This window comes from Algoriphagus sp., from assembly GCF_039969895.1.
GTDB lineage: Bacteria > Bacteroidota > Bacteroidia > Cytophagales > Cyclobacteriaceae > Algoriphagus.
In genome coordinates this window covers 1-18,510 of the sequence record NZ_JBDVMZ010000021.1, presented here as the reverse complement: position 1 = coordinate 18,510, position 18,510 = coordinate 1, and the positions used below count along the sequence as shown (strand labels likewise).

Sequence of the window (18,510 nt, the reverse complement as noted above, 5' to 3'; positions counted from 1 at the left end):
ATTTTCCTAATTTTGAAAGTAGTCATGCCAATCATCTGCTACCAATGACCCAGTGGTTTTTTCGAAAGGAATTTTGACTGAGACAAATTTACAAGCCCAATTATGACAAATCAGGACTTCTACACATTCCCTCCTTCCAGCAAAAAAGACTGGATAGATCAGGTGAAAAAAGACCTAAAAGGAAAAGACTTTAATGACACTCTGCGATCCACGCTTTGGGAAAAAATTGAAATTGAACCCTTCTATACTTCAGAGGATCTAGCGACTCCTGGAGTAGGGTATGATTTCCATCCTGACGCAAAACTCCCGGGTTTTCCTCAAAGACTTTGGAATAATTTGGTTGCATTTTTCTCAGAAAATGAAAAAACTGCTAATGAGCAAATCCTTCATTCACTTCAAAACGGCGCAGACGGACTGGTACTTCATCTGAATGGGAGAGAAAATCTTAATCAGATTCTAAGTGGAGTACATACTGAATTTATCTCTACCAACTTTCTGCCTACAGGCGAAACAGTCTTGGCGTTGAGAGCCATCCAAGACTGGATATCATCTTCTACGCTCAAACCTTCTATGCTGCGTGGCGCACTACTGTGGAACCCTTGCGATGAGCTATTCAGGACCGGCGAAAATTTCGATTCTGGAATTGATCTAGCTGCCAAAGCCATCAGTGATTTTAAGGACTTCAGGGAATTTTATCCTATGACACTAGACCTTACACGCTATGCAAATGCAGGAGCCACCGGTATCCAAGAACTCACCTACGGATTAGGTGAGGTAATTGAACTGATAGACAAGCTTTCAAAAAAAGCAATTTCCCCGGCACAAGTATTTGATAATCTAGCCTTTCACACCGCAGTAGGGCATTTACATTTCGCTGAAATCGCAAAAGTAAAAACGTTGCGAAAGCTGGTAAAAGATCTAGCTAGCAACTACGGAGTACTACTTGAGATGGAAAGCATCCATATCATCGCCTCTACCAGCACGTGGAGCAAGTCTATTTTGGACAGCAACACCAACCTCATCCGTCAAACCTATGAAGCCATGGCTGGAATTCTTGGCGGTGCCAACTCACTATGGGTAATACCTACCGAGCAAAAAAGTGCTTCAGCATTGCAACAACGAATAGCTAGAAATATCTCTTCTATTTTAAAAGAAGAAAGTTACCTGGACAAAGTGATGGATCCTGCATCCGGGTCATTCTATCTAGAGCATTTGCAAAAAGAACTAGAAAAATGTGTGGTAACCGATCTTCAGGGTTTGGAGGAAAAAGGAGGCTGGCTGAAAAGCTTCGAAGACCGAAGTTTACATACTGAGATCAGGAGCTCCAGAGACACTGCTCAACACAAAATCCTCTCCGAGTCGAGCATTAAAGTCGGAGCAAATAAATACCTCGCCAAAGGAAAATTGGAAAATAACCTTCCTTTCAAACCATTTAAGGAAGAAGACCATGAGCTTCTTCCTAGCCGAGAAACCTATTTAGTGGAACAAAAAACCCTCGCCAACTCATGAGACCTGATATAAAAAACTGGAAATCAAGTGATCTAGAACCTTCCAAAACCAAGAAACAAGAGAACTGGGAGGCGCCAGAGCAGATTTCTATACCGGCTCGTTTCGAGGGCGAGGAGATCGCAAAACTTGCTCATGTCAATTATGCGGCTGGAATACCTCCTTACTTAAGAGGACCTTACAGCACCATGTATAGCATGCGTCCGTGGACGATTCGCCAGTATGCTGGATTTTCTACTGCGGAGGAGTCTAATGCTTTTTATAGGAAAAATTTGGCAGGAGGACAAAAGGGCCTTTCGGTAGCATTTGATTTGGCTACGCACCGGGGCTATGATTCGGATCATGTGCGGGTAGTAGGTGATGTAGGAAAAGCCGGCGTTGCCATTGATTCGGTCGAGGATATGAAGTTGCTGTTCGATCAGATTCCCTTGGATCAAATGTCCGTTTCGATGACGATGAATGGAGCAGTGATCCCAATTTTAGCATTTTATATCGTAGCCGCAGAGGAACAAGGCGTGAAACCTGAGCAATTGAGTGGCACAATTCAGAATGATATTCTGAAAGAATTCATGGTGCGCAATACCTACATCTATCCTCCGCAACCCTCCATGCGGATTATCGCAGATATTTTCAACTACTCTTCGGAGCGCATGCCGAAGTTTAATTCCATTTCTATTTCAGGCTACCACATGCAGGAAGCGGGGGCTACAGCCGATCTAGAATTGGCCTATACCTTAGCCGACGGTTTGGAATATTTAAGAACAGGAGTAAATGCAGGTTTGGATATTGATGATTTCGCACCGAGACTTTCCTTCTTTTGGGCAATCGGAATGAATTACTTCATGGAGATCGCTAAGATGCGGGCAGGTCGATTGCTTTGGGCCAAAATCGTGAAGCAATTCAATCCTAAATCTGAAAAATCTCTTGCACTTCGCACCCACTGCCAAACCTCAGGTTGGTCGCTGACAGAGCAAGACCCTTACAATAATGTGACGCGTACGGCTGTAGAAGCTCTCGCGGCCGTGATGGGCCATACCCAATCATTACATACTAATTCTCTGGATGAAGCCATCGCGCTGCCGACGGATTTCTCGGCTAGAATTGCCAGGAATACGCAGTTGGTACTTCAAGAAGAAACTGGCGTCACAGATGTAGTTGACCCATGGGGAGGTTCGCATTATGTTGAATTTTTGACAGATCAATTAGTACAGCGAGCATGGACATTGATCGAAGAAGTGGAAGAACTAGGCGGGATGGCTAAGGCCATAGAAGCTGGTCTGCCCAAATTGAGGATAGAAGAAGCTGCCGCCAAAAAGCAAGCTAGAATAGACAGTGGAAGGGATACTATAGTCGGCGTCAACCGCTATCAGGTAGATGAGGAATCCGAGATTGAAGTGCGCGATGTGGACAATCAAGCAGTCCGTGAGTCTCAAATCAACAGATTAGAAAAAGTGAAAGCCTCTAGAGATCAAGCAGCTACAGCTAAAAGCTTGGAATCACTCACTCAAGCAGCCCGCTCGGGAGAAGGAAATCTACTTGAACTAGCAGTGAATGCAGCTAGAAATAGGGCAACTTTGGGAGAGATCTCCGATGCAATGGAAGAAGTATTTGGAAGACATCAGGCTCAAACAAAATCTATCACTGGAGTATATGCAGCAGAAGTGAAAAACCAGGAATCATTTACCAAAGCGTTACAAATGTCGGACAAGTTTGCTGACATGGAAGGCCGCCGACCAAGAATAATGGTAGCCAAAATGGGTCAGGATGGTCATGACCGCGGCGCAAAAATCATTGCGACTGGTTTTGCAGACATGGGATTTGATGTGGACATAGGGCCACTTTTTCAGACCCCAGCCGAAGTAGCACAGCAGGCTATCGAAAACGATGTGCATATCGTAGGTGCATCTTCTTTGGCCGCAGGCCACAAAACACTGGTACCGCAATTGATCGATGAGTTGAAAAAGCTGGGAAGAGATGACATCATGGTCGTAGCTGGAGGAGTGATTCCAGCAAAAGATTATGAATACCTCAAAAATGCTGGAGTATTTGCAGTCTTTGGGCCAGGCACAGTACTATCAGAAGCCGCTAGTTCAATCTTGAAGAAACTACTGGAAGAGTAAGCCTGAAGATTCTACCTAGTAATTAAGCGATTATCAAAATCACTACCTCAGGTAATGTAATCTCCATTTGAAAGAAGTGGCGATGAGCGGGACTAATCAGGAAATTGGACCCCCCCTGAACCACTAAAAATGGGACTTTCAAGACCAAAAATTTATGCTCGATGAGAAATTAATCTCCGATAGCTGCTGTTTCTTCTGACTGCAAAGATTCAACTGTCTTTCCATCTTTTTGATCGAAGCATGGTGCGTTCAGAGATAGGTAGATATGCAGGCCATTCTGAGGGTGAAAAAGTACCCCTAACCGCACATTGGTTAAAGTCATCCTATGGCACCCTGGCTCTGACGAGTGTAATCACGTTGTTGACAAACTTATCGACTAAGGCGTTATAGCTTACTTCAGAAATAAAACTTGCAACTTGATTCCTCACTCCTCTATAAAATCACGTACGCTTGCCGCGGATTTAATGACATTTGTCTAAGTCAGTTCAATTTTATCAATTCTTTCAACACTCTTTCTCCTTCAAAATAGTAAGCGAAGCTGTCGGAAATTTCAGAAATATGACCCGGATGTGTGATTCGGGAAAAACAGCTCAAATTGGAATCAAATCACAATACCAAAAGCCATTTTCTTTTGGCTCTTCTTTTTTATCTGAAAAGCATTGATCCGAATCGTCCTCAGTTTGGGGTGCCGCATAGTTTCTCATAATCACCTCACCCAATTCGAATTCAACGGGTTTATGAAAAATTGGCCCATCGTACACAAAGGTATGGAACTCCCCATGCTCTCCACAGGGATCGACGTGGGACGGAAGATCTTTCAGAAAATCTTCATCAATCACTCTACCCACAAAACTCTGATCCAAAAAGTTAGAGTTCACACAAGTTGTAATCGTCTTGAAGCCCAGATCTAAAAACTCACGAATAAGCTCCTTAGTGGGTTGATTCCAAAGTGGAAAAACGCTGCGAATATCCAATTCAGCCAGTTTGGCTTCTCTATAAGCTCTCAAGTCTTCCAAAAAAATATCTCCGAAAACTGAAGTTAAAATGCCCTGCTGTTTTAGATTCATCATCGAATTCCGCATCGCTTCTTCGTAAACCTCCATGGATGGCATATCTGGAATTTCCATTTTAACCAAGGGTAAACCAATATGCTCTGCCTGAATTTCCAATAAATCCACACGAACACCGTGCATGGAAATACGCTGATATTTCTTACTGATACTTGTCAAAAGACAGGCAACTTCAAATTCTGATGAATGTAGCAATTTGTACAACGTCAAGGCCGAATCCTTGCCACCGCTCCAGTTCAAAAAGGATTTTTGAGAATTATTCATTACTAATAGAAAGCATTGAGAATCATAAAAATGCCCTATTTCCACAGGTAAAATTGCAGAAATAGGGCAAGGAAAGTTTGCTAAGTTTTACTCTTTAGCTCGAGTCAATTTTAATTCACCCATCTCAGACTTAATTAGAATTTCGTCTTTAGAGATCAACTCACCTGCATGTTTGATCAGCATATCTTGGAAAACGAAATCATAGGTGAATTTTTTACCTTCTACTTTACCATGATCTAATGGCAGCTCTCCCATTTCACTTCCAATAGTGCCTGTAACGACACCCCCATTAACTTTGAAGTTGAGAACCAATGGAAAATCACCTTCTGGACTTGAATAAACGGTATTCCACTTCCCTGTGATGTCACTCTGTGCGTATGCTGCCATTCCGGCAAACATGAGCACTACGCCTAGCATTAAGATTTTTTTGATGTTCATGGTTAAATTGTCTAAGAATTTAGTTAAATTATGATTATCTGCAATGGTACCAGTCACCTTATATTCCTTGCTTATCTGGTTGGAAGACCGATGACCCAAGATCTAAGCGGCCTCAATGCTTAAGTTTAACATTTGCTACATTGCTTATTCCACCTTATTGGTAGAAATGCGAATAATCATACTATTCTATAAGCTTTTTCAAGTTTCTTTATAGCCCTTGCCCATTTATTTACCTTGATAATTGGCTGATATAGTGATTTAGTTGCTCAATTTGTTTGGCCTCAGTTTTTTGTGAAGTGGTGTTATCCATAATTTTTTCTTGATCATCTTCATTTAATGATTTAAATGATTCCAGTGCGTCTGCATCTTCAAAACAATTAAGAATTTCTGAATTCTTATTTATTCTGTCGTGTGTATGAAGAAACAAGGTAACGGTAACTATGTCTCCACCCGTTTTACCGATTGCCTTTCTGATTTCTTTGTTTATTGAAATTATTTTGTCCTCTTCTTTTCTTGGTGCCAAGTTCATTTCTTTCAACTCATAATCATCTATCAATCCAGACACTTTAAGCGAACCCCAAGTCCCATCTATATCGGCTGTATTTGGAATGACAAGATGGTATGTCCAAGCTCCATTGCCTTTTTTATAGATCAATTCAAGTTTTTGATTGTCCACAATTTTCTTCATCCTTTTGTTACTACGGCATTTTTATAGTGCAGGTAACTATTTATTTGCCAGTTTTCTCGGTAGCATCTCATCTCTCTGCGCAGTATTATAGACAAATGACGCGATCACCACAGACATTTGCTTCAAATCATCCAGCTCAAGTCTTTCATACATATCCATATTGGTGTGGTGAGTGCGGGTATTGTATTCGACTGGGTCTTGGATAAATTGAAAACCTGGTAAGCCAAGCGCATCAAAGCTCTGATGGTCTGTACCTCCTGTGTTACTAATAGTAATGGTACGATCTTCCACGATGTCATCAAGTGGTAAAAACCAAGCATTGAAAATTGGCTCCACCGCTGCATTGCCCTGAAGGTATATTCCGCGAACTCTACCAGTTCCGTTGTCGATATTGTAATAAGCAGACATTTTCTCATGGTCCGGCTTCATTTCTTTTGTTTGAGGATCTCCAAAGTGCTTTTTCACATAGCCTCTAGAGCCGTACAAACCTTCTTCTTCTCCGCCCCAAAGAGCTATTCGAACCGTTCTTTTTGGCTGAAGTCCAGTAGCTTGCAAGATCCTTACTGCCTCCATCATCACTATACAGCCTGCTGCATTATCAGTAGCTCCAGTAGCTCCATGCCAAGAATCCAAATGACCTCCCAGCATAACAATTTCAGCCTTTAAAGTCGGATCCGAACCTGGAATCTCTGCAATCACATTGTAACCCTGGAGATCATCCGTTCTGTAGCGAGTCTGTACTTCCGCCTCTACTTCTACCTCCACTCCATTACTATTCAGACGAGCCATGAGATTGACGTATTCAGGGGAAGTTTCCAGAGTAGGAATACCTTTTGGCGCATCTTTCATGAACCCTCGAGGGCTACTCGTGAAAAGCGTACCGTGTCTTCCGTTAACCCCTTTGATAATCAAGGCAGGACCTTCATTGACGATGAATTCCGTTACTTTTTGAGACAAAGCTCTCGCTGCTCTAAACTCAGCAATCATCTCAGGAGTATAACCTCCGTTGCCTCCGCTTCTAGGCGCTGGATGCTCCATTCCATGCAGTTGCTCGGCAGTAAATCTCGTGGCATCAGCAGTGAAGGTGGCATTTTGTGACCCGGAAGGCTTGATCGCTACTATAGCACCTTTGAGTTTGCCCTTATACTGAGCTAATTCATCCTCAGATTTGACATCTAAGAAAACAACTTTGCCAGTTACCTCACCTTTTGTACTTTCTGTCCACGCCTGAGGAACAGCTATAAAAGGCATGTAATAAGGTTTGGTCATCGCTACATACGTTTTTTCCATTTCCCAACCACGACCAAATTCTCCAAAAGCTTCCTTTTTGGCATCTTTCAAGCCCCATTCTGTAAGCTGCTCTACGGCATAATCCATCGCTCGTTCATAGCCTTCAGAATTCATTAGTCTAGCGCCTGATTTATCGATCAGGTTAAAAGCAATTTCTTCCACTTTGGAATTCTCCAAACCTTCTTTTTTAATTTTCTCGATTGCATCAAGTTCTACATCTTGTGCAAAAGACATCCCTGCCAAAAGCATCGCTGGCAAGAGCAGTAATTTTCTCTTCATAATTAGTGGGGTTAAGTATTGGTGGTAAACTGATTTCGCCTGTTCTTCAAGGCAATCATCGTAGGTAATGTAAAGCAAAAAATCATGATCAAAAGTACTATTCGTGTAATAGTCAAAAAAAGAGATGAACTAGCATTGCCTTCCAACCACAACTAGCAGCAACTCATAGATCAGGAGCTCACTTTTTTGAAAATACAATTTCTCCATCCACCATAGTCAATTCCACTTCAGTTTTATGAATATCCATAGCATCTACAGCAAATAAGTCCTGGGAAAAAACTACCAGATCGGCAAGGAATCCTGGTTTTAACAGTCCTTTATAGTTCTCCTCGAAAGAGGAATAAGCCCCCATAGAAGTATAGGCTTTCATCGCTTCAAAAATGCTAATTCGCTCTTCAGGAATCCAACCCCCTTCAGGATAGCCAGATGGATTTCTTCTATTCACAGCATCATGAATACCCCGAATAGGGTTCAAACTAATACAAGCCGGCCAATCGCTGCTGAAAACCAACTTTGCCTCTGCGTCCAATAAAGACCTCCAAGCAAAGGAATAAGGCAATCGCTCCTCTCCTACTGCTTTAGACCAAACGGTCGTGGTCCCGGGTTCAGCGTGAATAGGCTCCATGCTAGGTAGGACACCAAGTGTGGCAAAACGCGAAATATCATCAGGATGAATTGTCTCGATATGCTCCACCCGGTGGCGTTTCGCTTGGGAATTATTTTCCGAAAGCGCTTTTTCATACGCATCCAAAACCTCCCGAACCCCTCGATCACCAATGGCATGCGTGTACAATCTGAAACCTTTGGAATCCAAGCGCTTCACCAGCTCTTGGTATCGATCTATGGAGAAATTCAGCTGACCAAAGGCCAAAGGGTCCTCTTTTGGAAGATCCGAATAGGATTGCAACATCGCACCAGTATGCCCTTCAATCACTCCATCGATCATGAATTTGATTGCATCAGCTTTGATCCAAGGGTTGTTTTTTCCTACGCTATCTTTTAGAAAAGCAAACCTATCCAACTGATCTTGGGTACTGCTCTCCGACACCGAAAAAGCAGCCGCATACCGGACAGTGAGTTCATCATTTTCGTAGAGTTGCTGAAAAAGACGAAGATCATTTTCTGAACCTGAGGCATTTTGAACAGAGGTAATCCCCAATGAAGCAGCATATTCCATTCCTTTGCGAAGCCCATTCAATTGATCTTCAAATGTATCCTCAGGCACCAATCTTCCTACCAATCCCATGGCATTTTCCTTCAAAGCTCCAGTCAATTGACCAGCTTCATCCTTGACCAACTCGCCAAAACCACTGAATTCACTGCTTGCATCCAAACCAGCTAACTCCAACGCCTTCGGGTTGGCATAAGCAGAGTGCCCATCATAGGCCCTGATGAAAACTGGGCGATTGATATTCAAAGCTTTCATGGATTCATGATCCGGCAATCCAGATTCGAAAAAAGTATATTGCCAACCTCTACCCGTGATCCACTCTTTATCAGGATTTTCAGCGATGAATTGCAGCGTACTTTCGATCGCCGCTTCAAAAGTTTCAGCACTTGATAATTCCACCTGCGTCAAACCCATAGAACCACTCAAAAAGTGAATATGCGCGTCATTAAATCCAGCAGTGATCAATTTACCTCCCATATCCATGAGCTCAGTTTCCTCCCCGGCCATTGCCAGAATCGCTTCGGAATCTCCCGAGGCTATGATCAAACTATCAAGGATAGCTAACGCTTGGACAAAAGAACTTTCATTTTCGCCAGTCCAAATTTTAGCATTGTGAAGGATCAGCGTGGGGGGTGTATCAGCTGGTTTACATTGGAAAAGCAACAACGCTGATAATAAGAGAAGGAAGATATTTCGCATAGAAAAGTTAGTTATGAATCACCTGTGGGAAGCATATTTCGGATAGCGGAAATTTGCCAGCCATTTTTATTTTTGACTACGATAAAGCTACTCCACATTTTTCGCTGTGTTTGGTCTGAGTTAGTGATGATATATCGAGCATCGACCAGAGCAGAGTTTTCTGAAAGAAATTTGATTTTCTCAACGGTTAATTTCCGATCACCGGGATTAGTGGAAGAACTAGCGAGCATGCCTTTAACAGCCGCGTCAATCCCATTTCTCCATTCTCCAGAAGATACTAATTGATCTACATCTGCGGTAAGAATTTTCTTCAGAAGAACTGTATCTCTATTTTCTCTTGCCGCTGAATATTGATTGATCAGATATAAAATCTCGTTGGAATCCACTTTTTGTTTGTCGGTAGTCTGAGCAATCCCTACCTGCACAACACTAAGAAGAATGAGGAGTGGGAAAAAGAAAAGTTTCATGATCCAATGAGGTTTACTGTGCTTCAAAATAACGATTCCCTACCAAAAGGACTAATCGCTTTTGTTTGTAAAAATCTAGAATTCAAGACCAAACCGTCTAATTAATGTAAATTGCGCCGGTCAACCAGCCTAATTAATGTAAATTGCGCTGGTCAACCAGCCTAATTAATATTTTAGCCATGAAAATTCAACGATATATTGAACAAAAAATCGCTACGAAAATCGGAAAGCAAAAGGTCTTGCTACTTTATGGAAGTAGAAGAACTGGGAAGACTACGATTATCGAAAACATCTCTAAACTGCACGAAGCAAATACCTTAATGCTTCTTGGCGAGGACATTCAAGTGTCTGAATATCTTCAAAACCGAACTGTAGCGAACTATAAGGCATTAATTGGTGAAAAAAAATTAGTCATCATCGATGAAGCTCAGGCAATTCCAAACATCGGCAAAATCTTAAAATTGATGATTGACTCCATCAAAGGGATTACCATCATCGCTACTGGAAGCAGTAGCTTTGATTTGATCAACGATGCGGGAGAACCTTTGGTTGGAAGACAATTGGAGTTTCAGCTTTTCCCACTGGCTCAAGTGGAATTTTCTGCTTTAGAAAATAGATTGGAAAGTTTGAATGAATTGCCGAATCGCTTGATCTATGGAGGCTATCCTGAACTGATTCATCTTCATACTCTAGCTGAAAAGGAAGATTACTTGAAATCTCTGGTCAATTCCTATTTGCTCAAGGACATTCTGGCACTAACAGCAATCAAAGGCGCTGATGTTTTGCTTCGCCTATTGATATTACTTGCCTTCCAAGTTGGACGCCAAGTCAGTACAGTCGAGCTAGGAAACAGTCTTCAGATCAATAAAGAGACGGTAGATCGCTATTTAGATTTGCTTTCCAAAGTCTTTATCATTTATCCACTTGGTGGCTTTAGTCAAAATCTTCGGAAGGAGGTATCCAAATCAAAGAAGTGGTATTTCTATGACAATGGAATTCGGAATGCCTTGATCAATAATTTCAGTCCTCTGACATACAGAAATGATATCGGAGCGCTTTGGGAACAATGGATGATCAGTGAGCGAATGAAGCTTAATGCTGCAAATGATTACCATCCTAACTATTTTTTTTGGAGAACTTATGATGGGCAGGAGATAGATCTATTAGAAATCGACAGTCAGCAAAAAATGCAGGGATTGGAATTCAAGTGGAGCAAGGCAAATTCCAAGATCCCCGTTGCCTTTGCAAAAGCCTATCCTGATGCAGTTTGGAATGAAGTGTCAAAGGAGAGTTATTTTGATTGGGTGGTTTGAGCAATAGGCCAAATATTTTTAAAAGCATTAGCACTTTTTTTATCAACCATAAAAAAGGTTTTCATTTTACGACTTCCTTACAAAGCAAAAGTACTTACTAAGCTTTTATCTTCCCCTTCTGCTGGATAGAAATAAACAGAGACAATAACTTTCAATGGCCCCTCAATGAAGCTCTCTTTCCTATGAAATCTTATCTTCCACGTTGATTTTAGAAGCTCATCTATTATCTCTGAATCTATCTCATCTGCAAATCCTTTTATCAAATTCACTTCCGAAGGACTAACCCGATCATCCAGCACAACTTCAAAAAGTGCGTATTGTTCTTTTAATTGAATCCCTCTTTTGCTTTCCAAAAACTCAAAGAAATTAGGAGATATTACAGTGTCATAATCTGCAGTAAATACACTGTCATATTTACTCAAAACTCGTACTGTCTCTAAATCGCGCAGATTTTGGTCAAGATTATTTTCAAACTCAATTGGAAAGGAGCACATCCCAAAAGATATCCTGCCATTTGAATCAGATTTAGCAAAAACCAATAAGTCTGATCCTACAGGAAAATAAACATCACAAGATGAACCCAATTCTCCGTCACTTCTTCCAGCGATGTATATTGATTTGATTTTGTTCCCTTTGAAATGCTCGATTATTTCCACATCAGCTTTATAGGATTTATCATTTGCTTCATTGGGATGGATTTTTACAATCCTGATCCTACCTACGAAATCAGCTGAAACAAATCTGTCAGAAGGGTTAGAAAATGAACAGGTACATGCCAAAGCTTGATTGCCTAAAATCAGAATAAGTAATGTGAGTAAAATTTTCATATTCTACTAAAATACCAAAAGTTACCAAGTTCGTCTTGGCTTTAAGCATTATTAAGATAAACTTACTTACTAGTCCTGCTTCTAGAGAACCAGGACGACCGCACGCTTTACGCTTTCTTAGTGCCCTTTTTAAATAAAAACAAAAAAACCACCCGTTTCCAGGTGGTTCCAAAATCATATTTCTTGGCTCAAGTATCTTGGTTCTTGACTCTCGGTTCTAAATCTTAATACTAACGTCTTGCTACTTTACTTTATTTAGACTACGTCCTCTCCTCTCAACTTCACCACGGCACCTTCCAAGATCTCTCCGATTCGGATTTGGCAAGCTAAGCGTGAAGTCGGAAAGTATTCAGGCAAATTTTCCAACTGGTCTAATTCCACATCAGTAGCCTCTCCAAGTCCATCATTTCCTTCCAAAATTTCCACGTGGCAAGTAGCGCAAAGCGCCATCCCACCACAGGTGGCCAACACGGGGTATTCGTATGCTTTGAGGATTTCCATCAAACTTAACCCCATATCCTCAGGAGCTTCATGCTCTTGGCGATTACCTTCCTGATCTTCTACTGTAAAATTTACCATGGCGCAAAAATAGTATTAAAAGGCATTCACACCATTAACGGTCGTGTATTTGAAACTCAATTTTTGATCTGGATACACATATTTGAAAGCAGAATGCATCATTATCGCTGCTTCATGGAAACCACAAAGGATCAATTTCAACTTTCCTGGATAGGTATTGATATCTCCGATCGCATAGATTCGCTCTACTCCCGTAGAATAATCGCGGGTATCCACTTCGATGGCATTCTTGTCGATGCTCAATCCCCAGTCTGCTATTGGCCCTAGCTTAGGACTCAACCCAAACAGCGGGATCAAATAATCCGCTTCAATCTTAATCTCCTCTTTGTTCTTGTCTATAAAAGTAACGGTATCCAAAACGCCATTTCCTGAGACCTCTTTCAAATTGGCAGAAAGAATCAGGTCTATTTTTCCTTTGTTAGCCAAATCAAAAACTTTGGAAGCTGAATCAGGAGCGCCACGGAAGGTTTCATTTCTGTGTACCAAAGTCACTTTCTTGGCGACTTTAGAGAGGAAAATAGTCCAGTCCAGAGCAGAATCTCCACCGCCAGCTAGGATCACATTTTTGTCACGGAAGGTTTCTGGATTTTTCACCATATAGGTAATTCCTTTACCTTCGAACAGCTCCAAATTCTCAACAGCAGGCTTTCTTGGTTCAAAACAACCCAATCCGCCAGCAATTACGATCACCTGAGCGTGCACTTTCGTTTTGTCGCTGGTAGTCACGATGAATGATCCATCCTCTTGCTTAGCCAAATGATCCACTCGCTCACCAAGGGTGAAGGTCGGAGAAAAAGGCTTTGCCTGCTCCATCAAGTTATCTACCAGATCCTGAGCATTCACTTCTGGATAGCCTGGGATATCGTAGATAGGTTTTTGCGGATAGATCTCCGAAAGCTGACCACCCACCTGAGGCAGAGCATCGATGAGGTGACAGCGCATTTTCAGCAAACCAGCTTCGAATACTGCAAATAGGCCAACTGGGCCGGCTCCGATAATACAAAGGTCTGTGTGGATCATAATGAATTAAAATTTGGGGTTTGCCCTGATTATAAATTCTTTTTTTAGGTGTTATTGCTCTGGCGATTCGCCATTTAGATTTTGATAAATTGTATCGAGAATTCTCTTAAACTCATCGAAATCGTTTGGGCTCAAATTCTCCCAAGCTTTTTCTCGGATATGGTGAATCTCTGGTCGAAGTGAAACTACTTTGGATACGCCCGTCTCCGTAAGGTGCAACTGAAAACTACGTCTGTCCTGTGGATGAGGCACGCGCTCCACATATCCCTTTTTGCAAAGCAAATCGATGATACGCGTAAGCGTAGGGTGGTCTTTAAACACCAAATTCGCCAACTCAGTCTGGCTTAATGCTTCATTTTCTGAAAGATTTTTCAATACCAACCACTGATCCACAGTCACATCAAAATCTCCTGATTTGAACTGCTGTTGAGCATATTGCTTCACTTTCCGGGCCGTACGGTCCAGTAGAAATGAATACTTAGAATATTGCTCTTGTGTCATACCAATAGTTAGTGTGACAAATATATGAAAAACTGAATTGAGAATACAATTCTATAGTAATTTTATAGGGTTTGTAGGTTAATGAATTTCAAATTTGAAATTTCAAATCTCATATTGAGAAATATCTCAATACCCATACTTTCCTTGCCATTTTGAGCTAAGGTATTTTCTCAATTCATTTTCCCGCGCATTGTCTCCTGGATCGTAGAGTTTCAGACCTTTTATCTCCTCTGGCAAAAATTCCTGTGCTACAAAATTTCCCGGGAAATCGTGTGAATATTTGTACGCTTTACCATAGTTGAGGTCTTTCATCAGTTTGGTTGGCGCGTTGCGCAAAGCTAAAGGAACAGACAAATCTCCCTTTTCTCTCACCAAGGCTTGGGCTTGATTGATCGCCAGGTAGGCCGCATTGCTTTTCTGCGAACTGGCCAAATAGGTCACGCATTGGGAAAGAATAATTCTAGATTCTGGATAGCCAATAATCTTTACCGCTTCAAAGCAATTAGTAGCCAACAGCAAGGCATTCGGATTGGCATTCCCTATATCCTCAGAAGCCAAAATCACCAATCTCCTGGCGATAAACTTCACATCTTCTCCTCCTTCGATCATTCGTGCCAGCCAATATACAGCCGCATTGGGGTCCGAACCTCGGATGGATTTGATAAATGCAGAAATAATATCGTAATGCTGCTCGCCGGACTTGTCGTAAAGGGCTACTTTCTGCTGCGCAATTTGCATCACCTTTTCGTCAGTAATCACACAAGGATCTTCGTTGATACCATCGATAACGATTTCCAGGAGGTTTAACAACTTCCTCCCATCTCCTCCAGATATTCTCAATAGTGCATCTGTCTCCTGAAGCTCTACTTTTATTTTTTTCAGCTCCACATCTTGCTCCAACGCTTGGTGAATCATGGCTTCCAGTTCTGCTTTACCTAGAGAATTCAGCGTAAAAACCTGGCACCGGGAGAGCAAAGCTGCGTTCACTTCGAAGGAAGGATTCTCAGTAGTCGCGCCGATTAATCGGATCACCCCTTTTTCTACAGCTCCCAAAAGAGCGTCCTGCTGGGATTTATTGAAGCGGTGTATTTCATCGATAAATAGCACGACACCCATCTGGAATTTAGCTTTTTCGATCACCTCCCGAATATCTTTCACCCCCGAGCTTATCGCCGAAAGGGTATAAAAAGGCGCTTTGATTTCATTCGCTATTATATTGGCAATTGTCGTCTTCCCTACCCCTGGAGGTCCCCAAAGTATCAGGGAGGGCACATTGCCGGATTTGATGGCTTTGTATAAAAATGACTTGGGCGAAGATAAATGCTCCTGCCCGATCAGATCTTCCAATCGGGTAGGACGCATTCGTTCTGCTAAAGGCGTGTTGTTCATTTGTATGGGGAAAAGACTTCGGTCGCAAGATACTAGACAAAAAAGAAAGGCCCCTGAAGGCCTTTCTAATTTTATGACAAAGATTGACTAACTCATCGCAAGCTCGGATTACTCCTTGATGACCTGAATCCAACCTTTGAATTCATGCTTTTTACCGTCTTTGTCCACCGTATTCAACACATAGAAGTATGTGCCTGAGACTTGACCTGGAGCATCCCAGTCATTCTGGTAGTCTTCAGTTTCAAAGACATGATCCCCATATCGGTTGAATATCACGATATCGTTGCTCACAAACTTACCCAAACCTACTATCTCAAAGGTATCATTATCGCCGTCCTTGGTAGTAGGCGTGATTACGTTAGGAATATGGAATGGCAGGATCGTGTTGACGTCATCGTCTTGATTATCCAATTCATCGGTATCAACTTCGCTTGAGCTGATTTCAGCCACGTTGGTAATCAAGCCTACATCTCCAGCTTTCACTCGGATTACCAATGTAATCTGCGCATCAGCTACGAATAGCGGCATAGTCCACGTGATTCTGTTTCCAGTTACGCTCGTACTAAGTTCTGCATTGCTGGCATTTGAAGTCACCTCATTGCTCAAGTAGGTTACGTTTGCCGGTAGGTCATCAGTCAATACCACTTCTGTAGCATCTACACCACCGATGTTTCGAATGATTACTTCGTATTCAAACTCATCACCTTCGTAGATTTCTACTTCGAATGAAGTTTTCTCCACCATCAGATTGACTTCATTATCTACTAAGAAGCATCTCAAACCATAATCGAAGTCAAAGTTCGTAGGGTTCTCTCGGGTCACTGAGCCCGTCTGAACGATCGGTGTAGTCACTTCACAAACCAATCGGGTACCGGCAGTGATTTCTGTCAATCTTCCAGAAGGGTCAGGTAGTACCTTCACCAAACCTGAAGCACCTAGCTTCAATCCTTGCGCATCAAACACCGGATCAGTCACCAAAGTCACCTCGTAATCACCATAAGGATCAGCTTGCGTCAGCTCATGTTTCCAGAATCCAAACTGACCTACAGTAGCCATTGCTTCATAGCCATTTGGCCCTTTGATGGACATATTCTGACCTGCAGGATTTCCAAATCCGGCTTTATTCAATTCGCCTTCATTCTGAGGACCTTCATAGGATCCATCACCATTCAAGTCAAACCATTCCCAATTGAAGATATTGATTGCTTGACCTTGCACAATGATGTTTTGAGTCACTTGACCATCTCCATCAGCATCATACCATTCATTCTGAATACCATCTCCATTCAGATCATACCAAACATACCCTCTCAGGAATGGATTGTTGGTAGGTCCCTCCCCGGTTTTCGCATATTTGAAATCTACCGGATCATAAATACAAGCTTCCACTTTGATCTCAGCCGTATCAGCATCTATGGCTCTAAGACCTCGCGTAATTTCTAGATTTTCATCCAGTACTTTGATCGTGTAATCACCAACTGGAATATTTCTGAAGAAATATCTTCCCAAAGCATTGGTTATAGATATTAACGTATCAGCAGACGTAGAAGCGTTTGGTATGAGTACCACTGGTACATTTGGCAGAGGCTCTCTACCAATAATATTAAATAGTAAACCAGTCACCAAGGTCTGACCATCACATGTCAACTCTGTAACAGCATCGTCCTGATCTGTGAGCGCTTCACCTCCATCTGGATTAGGAGCCGTCACAAATGCTACATTGACTATAGGTTCGGCTGCCACAAAATCAGCTGCAGTTACCGTATAGCTCGTCTCAAAATTCTGAGATTCACCAGGTGCCAACTCGGTTATAGTAGTTTCAAATCCGGTAAGCGGATCTGTTACCACCACATCCTCCAAAGTTTCATTTCCGGTATTTGTCACTGTTAAGGTGTAGGTAATCACTTCACCTACTTCAATTACAGCATCCTTATCCGCAACCTTGATAAGCTGAACATCCGGGTTTGGTATCACTTCCACGATAGCATCGTCCTCATCTTCCACATCTTCCCCGTCAGGATCCGTACCCGTAGCAGACGCGATATTGGTAATGCTTCCATTAGCTACATCTGCCTGCGTAACTGTATAAGATGTTGAATACGTCATGCTTTGACCAGGCTCCAAAGTTGGAATTGTTTCTACCATTCCTGTCAGAGGATCTGTCACCACCACGTTTGTCAAAGTTTCATTTCCTGTATTGGTCACGACAATCGTGTAAGGAATCACATCGCCAGCCTCTGCGTAGGTCGTAACGGTTGCTACTTTGTCCACGCTTAGGCTTGGATTATCTGTACCAGGAACTACTGCGGTAGCTGTACCACCAGTTTCTCCTCCATCAGGATCTGTACCCGTTGCCGTAGCGGTATTGATTACCTCTCCGTTGTCCACATCTTCCTGAGTCACTTCGTAGCTAGTTGTCACTGTAGCGGATTCGCCTGGTGCTAGTGTGCCTACGTTTTGTGTGAAACCCGTCAATGGATCGGTTACCGTTACATTCGTCAAGGTTACGTTTCCTGTATTGGTCACGACAATCGTGTAAGGAATCACATCACCAGCCTCTGCGTAGGTCGTAACGGTTGCTACTTTGTCCACGCTTAGGCTTGGATTATCTGTACCAGGAACTACTGCGGTAGCTGTACCGCCAGTTTCTCCTCCGTCAGGATCTGTACCCGTTGCGGTAGCGGTATTGATCACCTCTCCCTTGTCCACATCTTCCTGAGTCACTTCGTAGCTAGTCGTCACTGTAGCGGATTCGCCTGGTGCTAGTGTGCCTACGTTTTGTGTGAAGCCTGTCAATGGATCGGTCACCGTTACATTTGTTAAGGTTACGTTTCCAGTATTGGTCACGACAATCGTGTAAGGAATCACATCGCCAGCCTCTGCGTAGGT

At 42.4% G+C, this 18,510-nt stretch carries 15 protein-coding genes; 3 read left to right on the top strand and 12 right to left on the bottom strand.

What is annotated here, in order from left to right; all coding sequences use genetic code 11:
• The first annotated feature begins 102 nt into the window (after positions 1-102).
• Both ABJH64_RS14860 and scpA read left to right on the top strand, forming a co-directional pair.
• Entirely contained in the window at positions 103-1,509 is a 1,407-nt protein-coding gene (locus tag ABJH64_RS14860) for a methylmalonyl-CoA mutase family protein (protein WP_348299354.1), read from the top strand.
• Complete coding sequence (gene scpA / locus ABJH64_RS14855; protein WP_348299356.1) at positions 1,506-3,626, top strand: methylmalonyl-CoA mutase; 2,121 nt, start codon at positions 1,506-1,508, stop codon at positions 3,624-3,626. Before ABJH64_RS14860 ends, scpA begins: the two co-directional genes overlap by 4 nt.
• 590 nt (positions 3,627-4,216) lie before the next feature.
• On the opposite strand, the gene ABJH64_RS14850 is transcribed toward scpA, so the two are convergent.
• The 6 genes from ABJH64_RS14850 to ABJH64_RS14825 form a co-directional block, all read right to left on the bottom strand.
• Positions 4,217-4,960, bottom strand: coding sequence for a diphthine--ammonia ligase (locus ABJH64_RS14850; RefSeq protein ID WP_348299358.1), 744 nt, complete (start codon positions 4,958-4,960; stop codon positions 4,217-4,219).
• A gap of 87 nt (positions 4,961-5,047) precedes the next feature.
• Positions 5,048-5,398, bottom strand: coding sequence for a hypothetical protein (locus tag ABJH64_RS14845; protein ID WP_348299359.1), 351 nt, complete (start codon positions 5,396-5,398; stop codon positions 5,048-5,050).
• Positions 5,399-5,627: 229 nt separating this feature from the next.
• Positions 5,628-6,086, bottom strand: coding sequence for a DUF1905 domain-containing protein (locus ABJH64_RS14840; RefSeq protein ID WP_348299360.1), 459 nt, complete (start codon positions 6,084-6,086; stop codon positions 5,628-5,630).
• Between the two features lie 36 nt (positions 6,087-6,122).
• On the bottom strand, positions 6,123-7,655 hold the full coding sequence (locus ABJH64_RS14835) for a M20/M25/M40 family metallo-hydrolase (RefSeq protein WP_348334430.1): 1,533 nt from the start codon (positions 7,653-7,655) through the stop codon (positions 6,123-6,125).
• A 178-nt stretch (positions 7,656-7,833) separates the two neighbouring features.
• Positions 7,834-9,525 carry an amidohydrolase family protein gene (locus ABJH64_RS14830; RefSeq protein WP_348299362.1) on the bottom strand — a complete coding sequence of 564 codons (1,692 nt, stop codon included), beginning with the start codon at positions 9,523-9,525 and terminating at the stop codon, positions 7,834-7,836.
• A gap of 11 nt (positions 9,526-9,536) precedes the next feature.
• Complete coding sequence (locus ABJH64_RS14825) at positions 9,537-9,992, bottom strand: DUF4440 domain-containing protein (protein WP_348276560.1); 456 nt, start codon at positions 9,990-9,992, stop codon at positions 9,537-9,539.
• Positions 9,993-10,171: 179 nt separating this feature from the next.
• Between ABJH64_RS14825 and ABJH64_RS14820 the strand changes: the two genes are divergently transcribed.
• On the top strand, positions 10,172-11,305 hold the full coding sequence (locus ABJH64_RS14820; RefSeq protein WP_348276561.1) for an AAA family ATPase: 1,134 nt from the start codon (positions 10,172-10,174) through the stop codon (positions 11,303-11,305).
• Between the two features lie 77 nt (positions 11,306-11,382).
• Here ABJH64_RS14820 and ABJH64_RS14815 read toward each other — a convergent pair whose 3' ends face one another.
• The 6 genes from ABJH64_RS14815 to ABJH64_RS14790 all read right to left on the bottom strand — a co-directional run.
• Positions 11,383-12,132 (bottom strand): hypothetical protein, encoded by a 750-nt coding sequence (locus ABJH64_RS14815; protein ID WP_348276562.1) that lies wholly within the window; start codon positions 12,130-12,132, stop codon positions 11,383-11,385.
• 255 nt (positions 12,133-12,387) lie between these two features.
• A complete protein-coding gene (locus tag ABJH64_RS14810) occupies positions 12,388-12,711 on the bottom strand; it encodes a 2Fe-2S iron-sulfur cluster-binding protein (protein ID WP_348276563.1) in 324 nt (107 codons plus the stop codon).
• A 15-nt stretch (positions 12,712-12,726) separates the two neighbouring features.
• The gene (locus ABJH64_RS14805; protein WP_348276564.1) at positions 12,727-13,731 is read right to left on the bottom strand and encodes an NAD(P)/FAD-dependent oxidoreductase; all 1,005 of its coding nucleotides are present in this window, start codon (positions 13,729-13,731) and stop codon (positions 12,727-12,729) included.
• 51 nt (positions 13,732-13,782) lie between these two features.
• Positions 13,783-14,232, bottom strand: coding sequence for a MarR family transcriptional regulator (locus tag ABJH64_RS14800; RefSeq protein ID WP_348276565.1), 450 nt, complete (start codon positions 14,230-14,232; stop codon positions 13,783-13,785).
• Positions 14,233-14,358: 126 nt separating this feature from the next.
• Entirely contained in the window at positions 14,359-15,621 is a 1,263-nt protein-coding gene (locus tag ABJH64_RS14795; RefSeq protein ID WP_348276566.1) for a replication-associated recombination protein A, read from the bottom strand.
• Between the two features lie 108 nt (positions 15,622-15,729).
• Positions 15,730-18,510 (bottom strand): gliding motility-associated C-terminal domain-containing protein (locus ABJH64_RS14790; protein WP_348358214.1); only part of this gene is annotated, 2,781 nt, incomplete at its 5' end.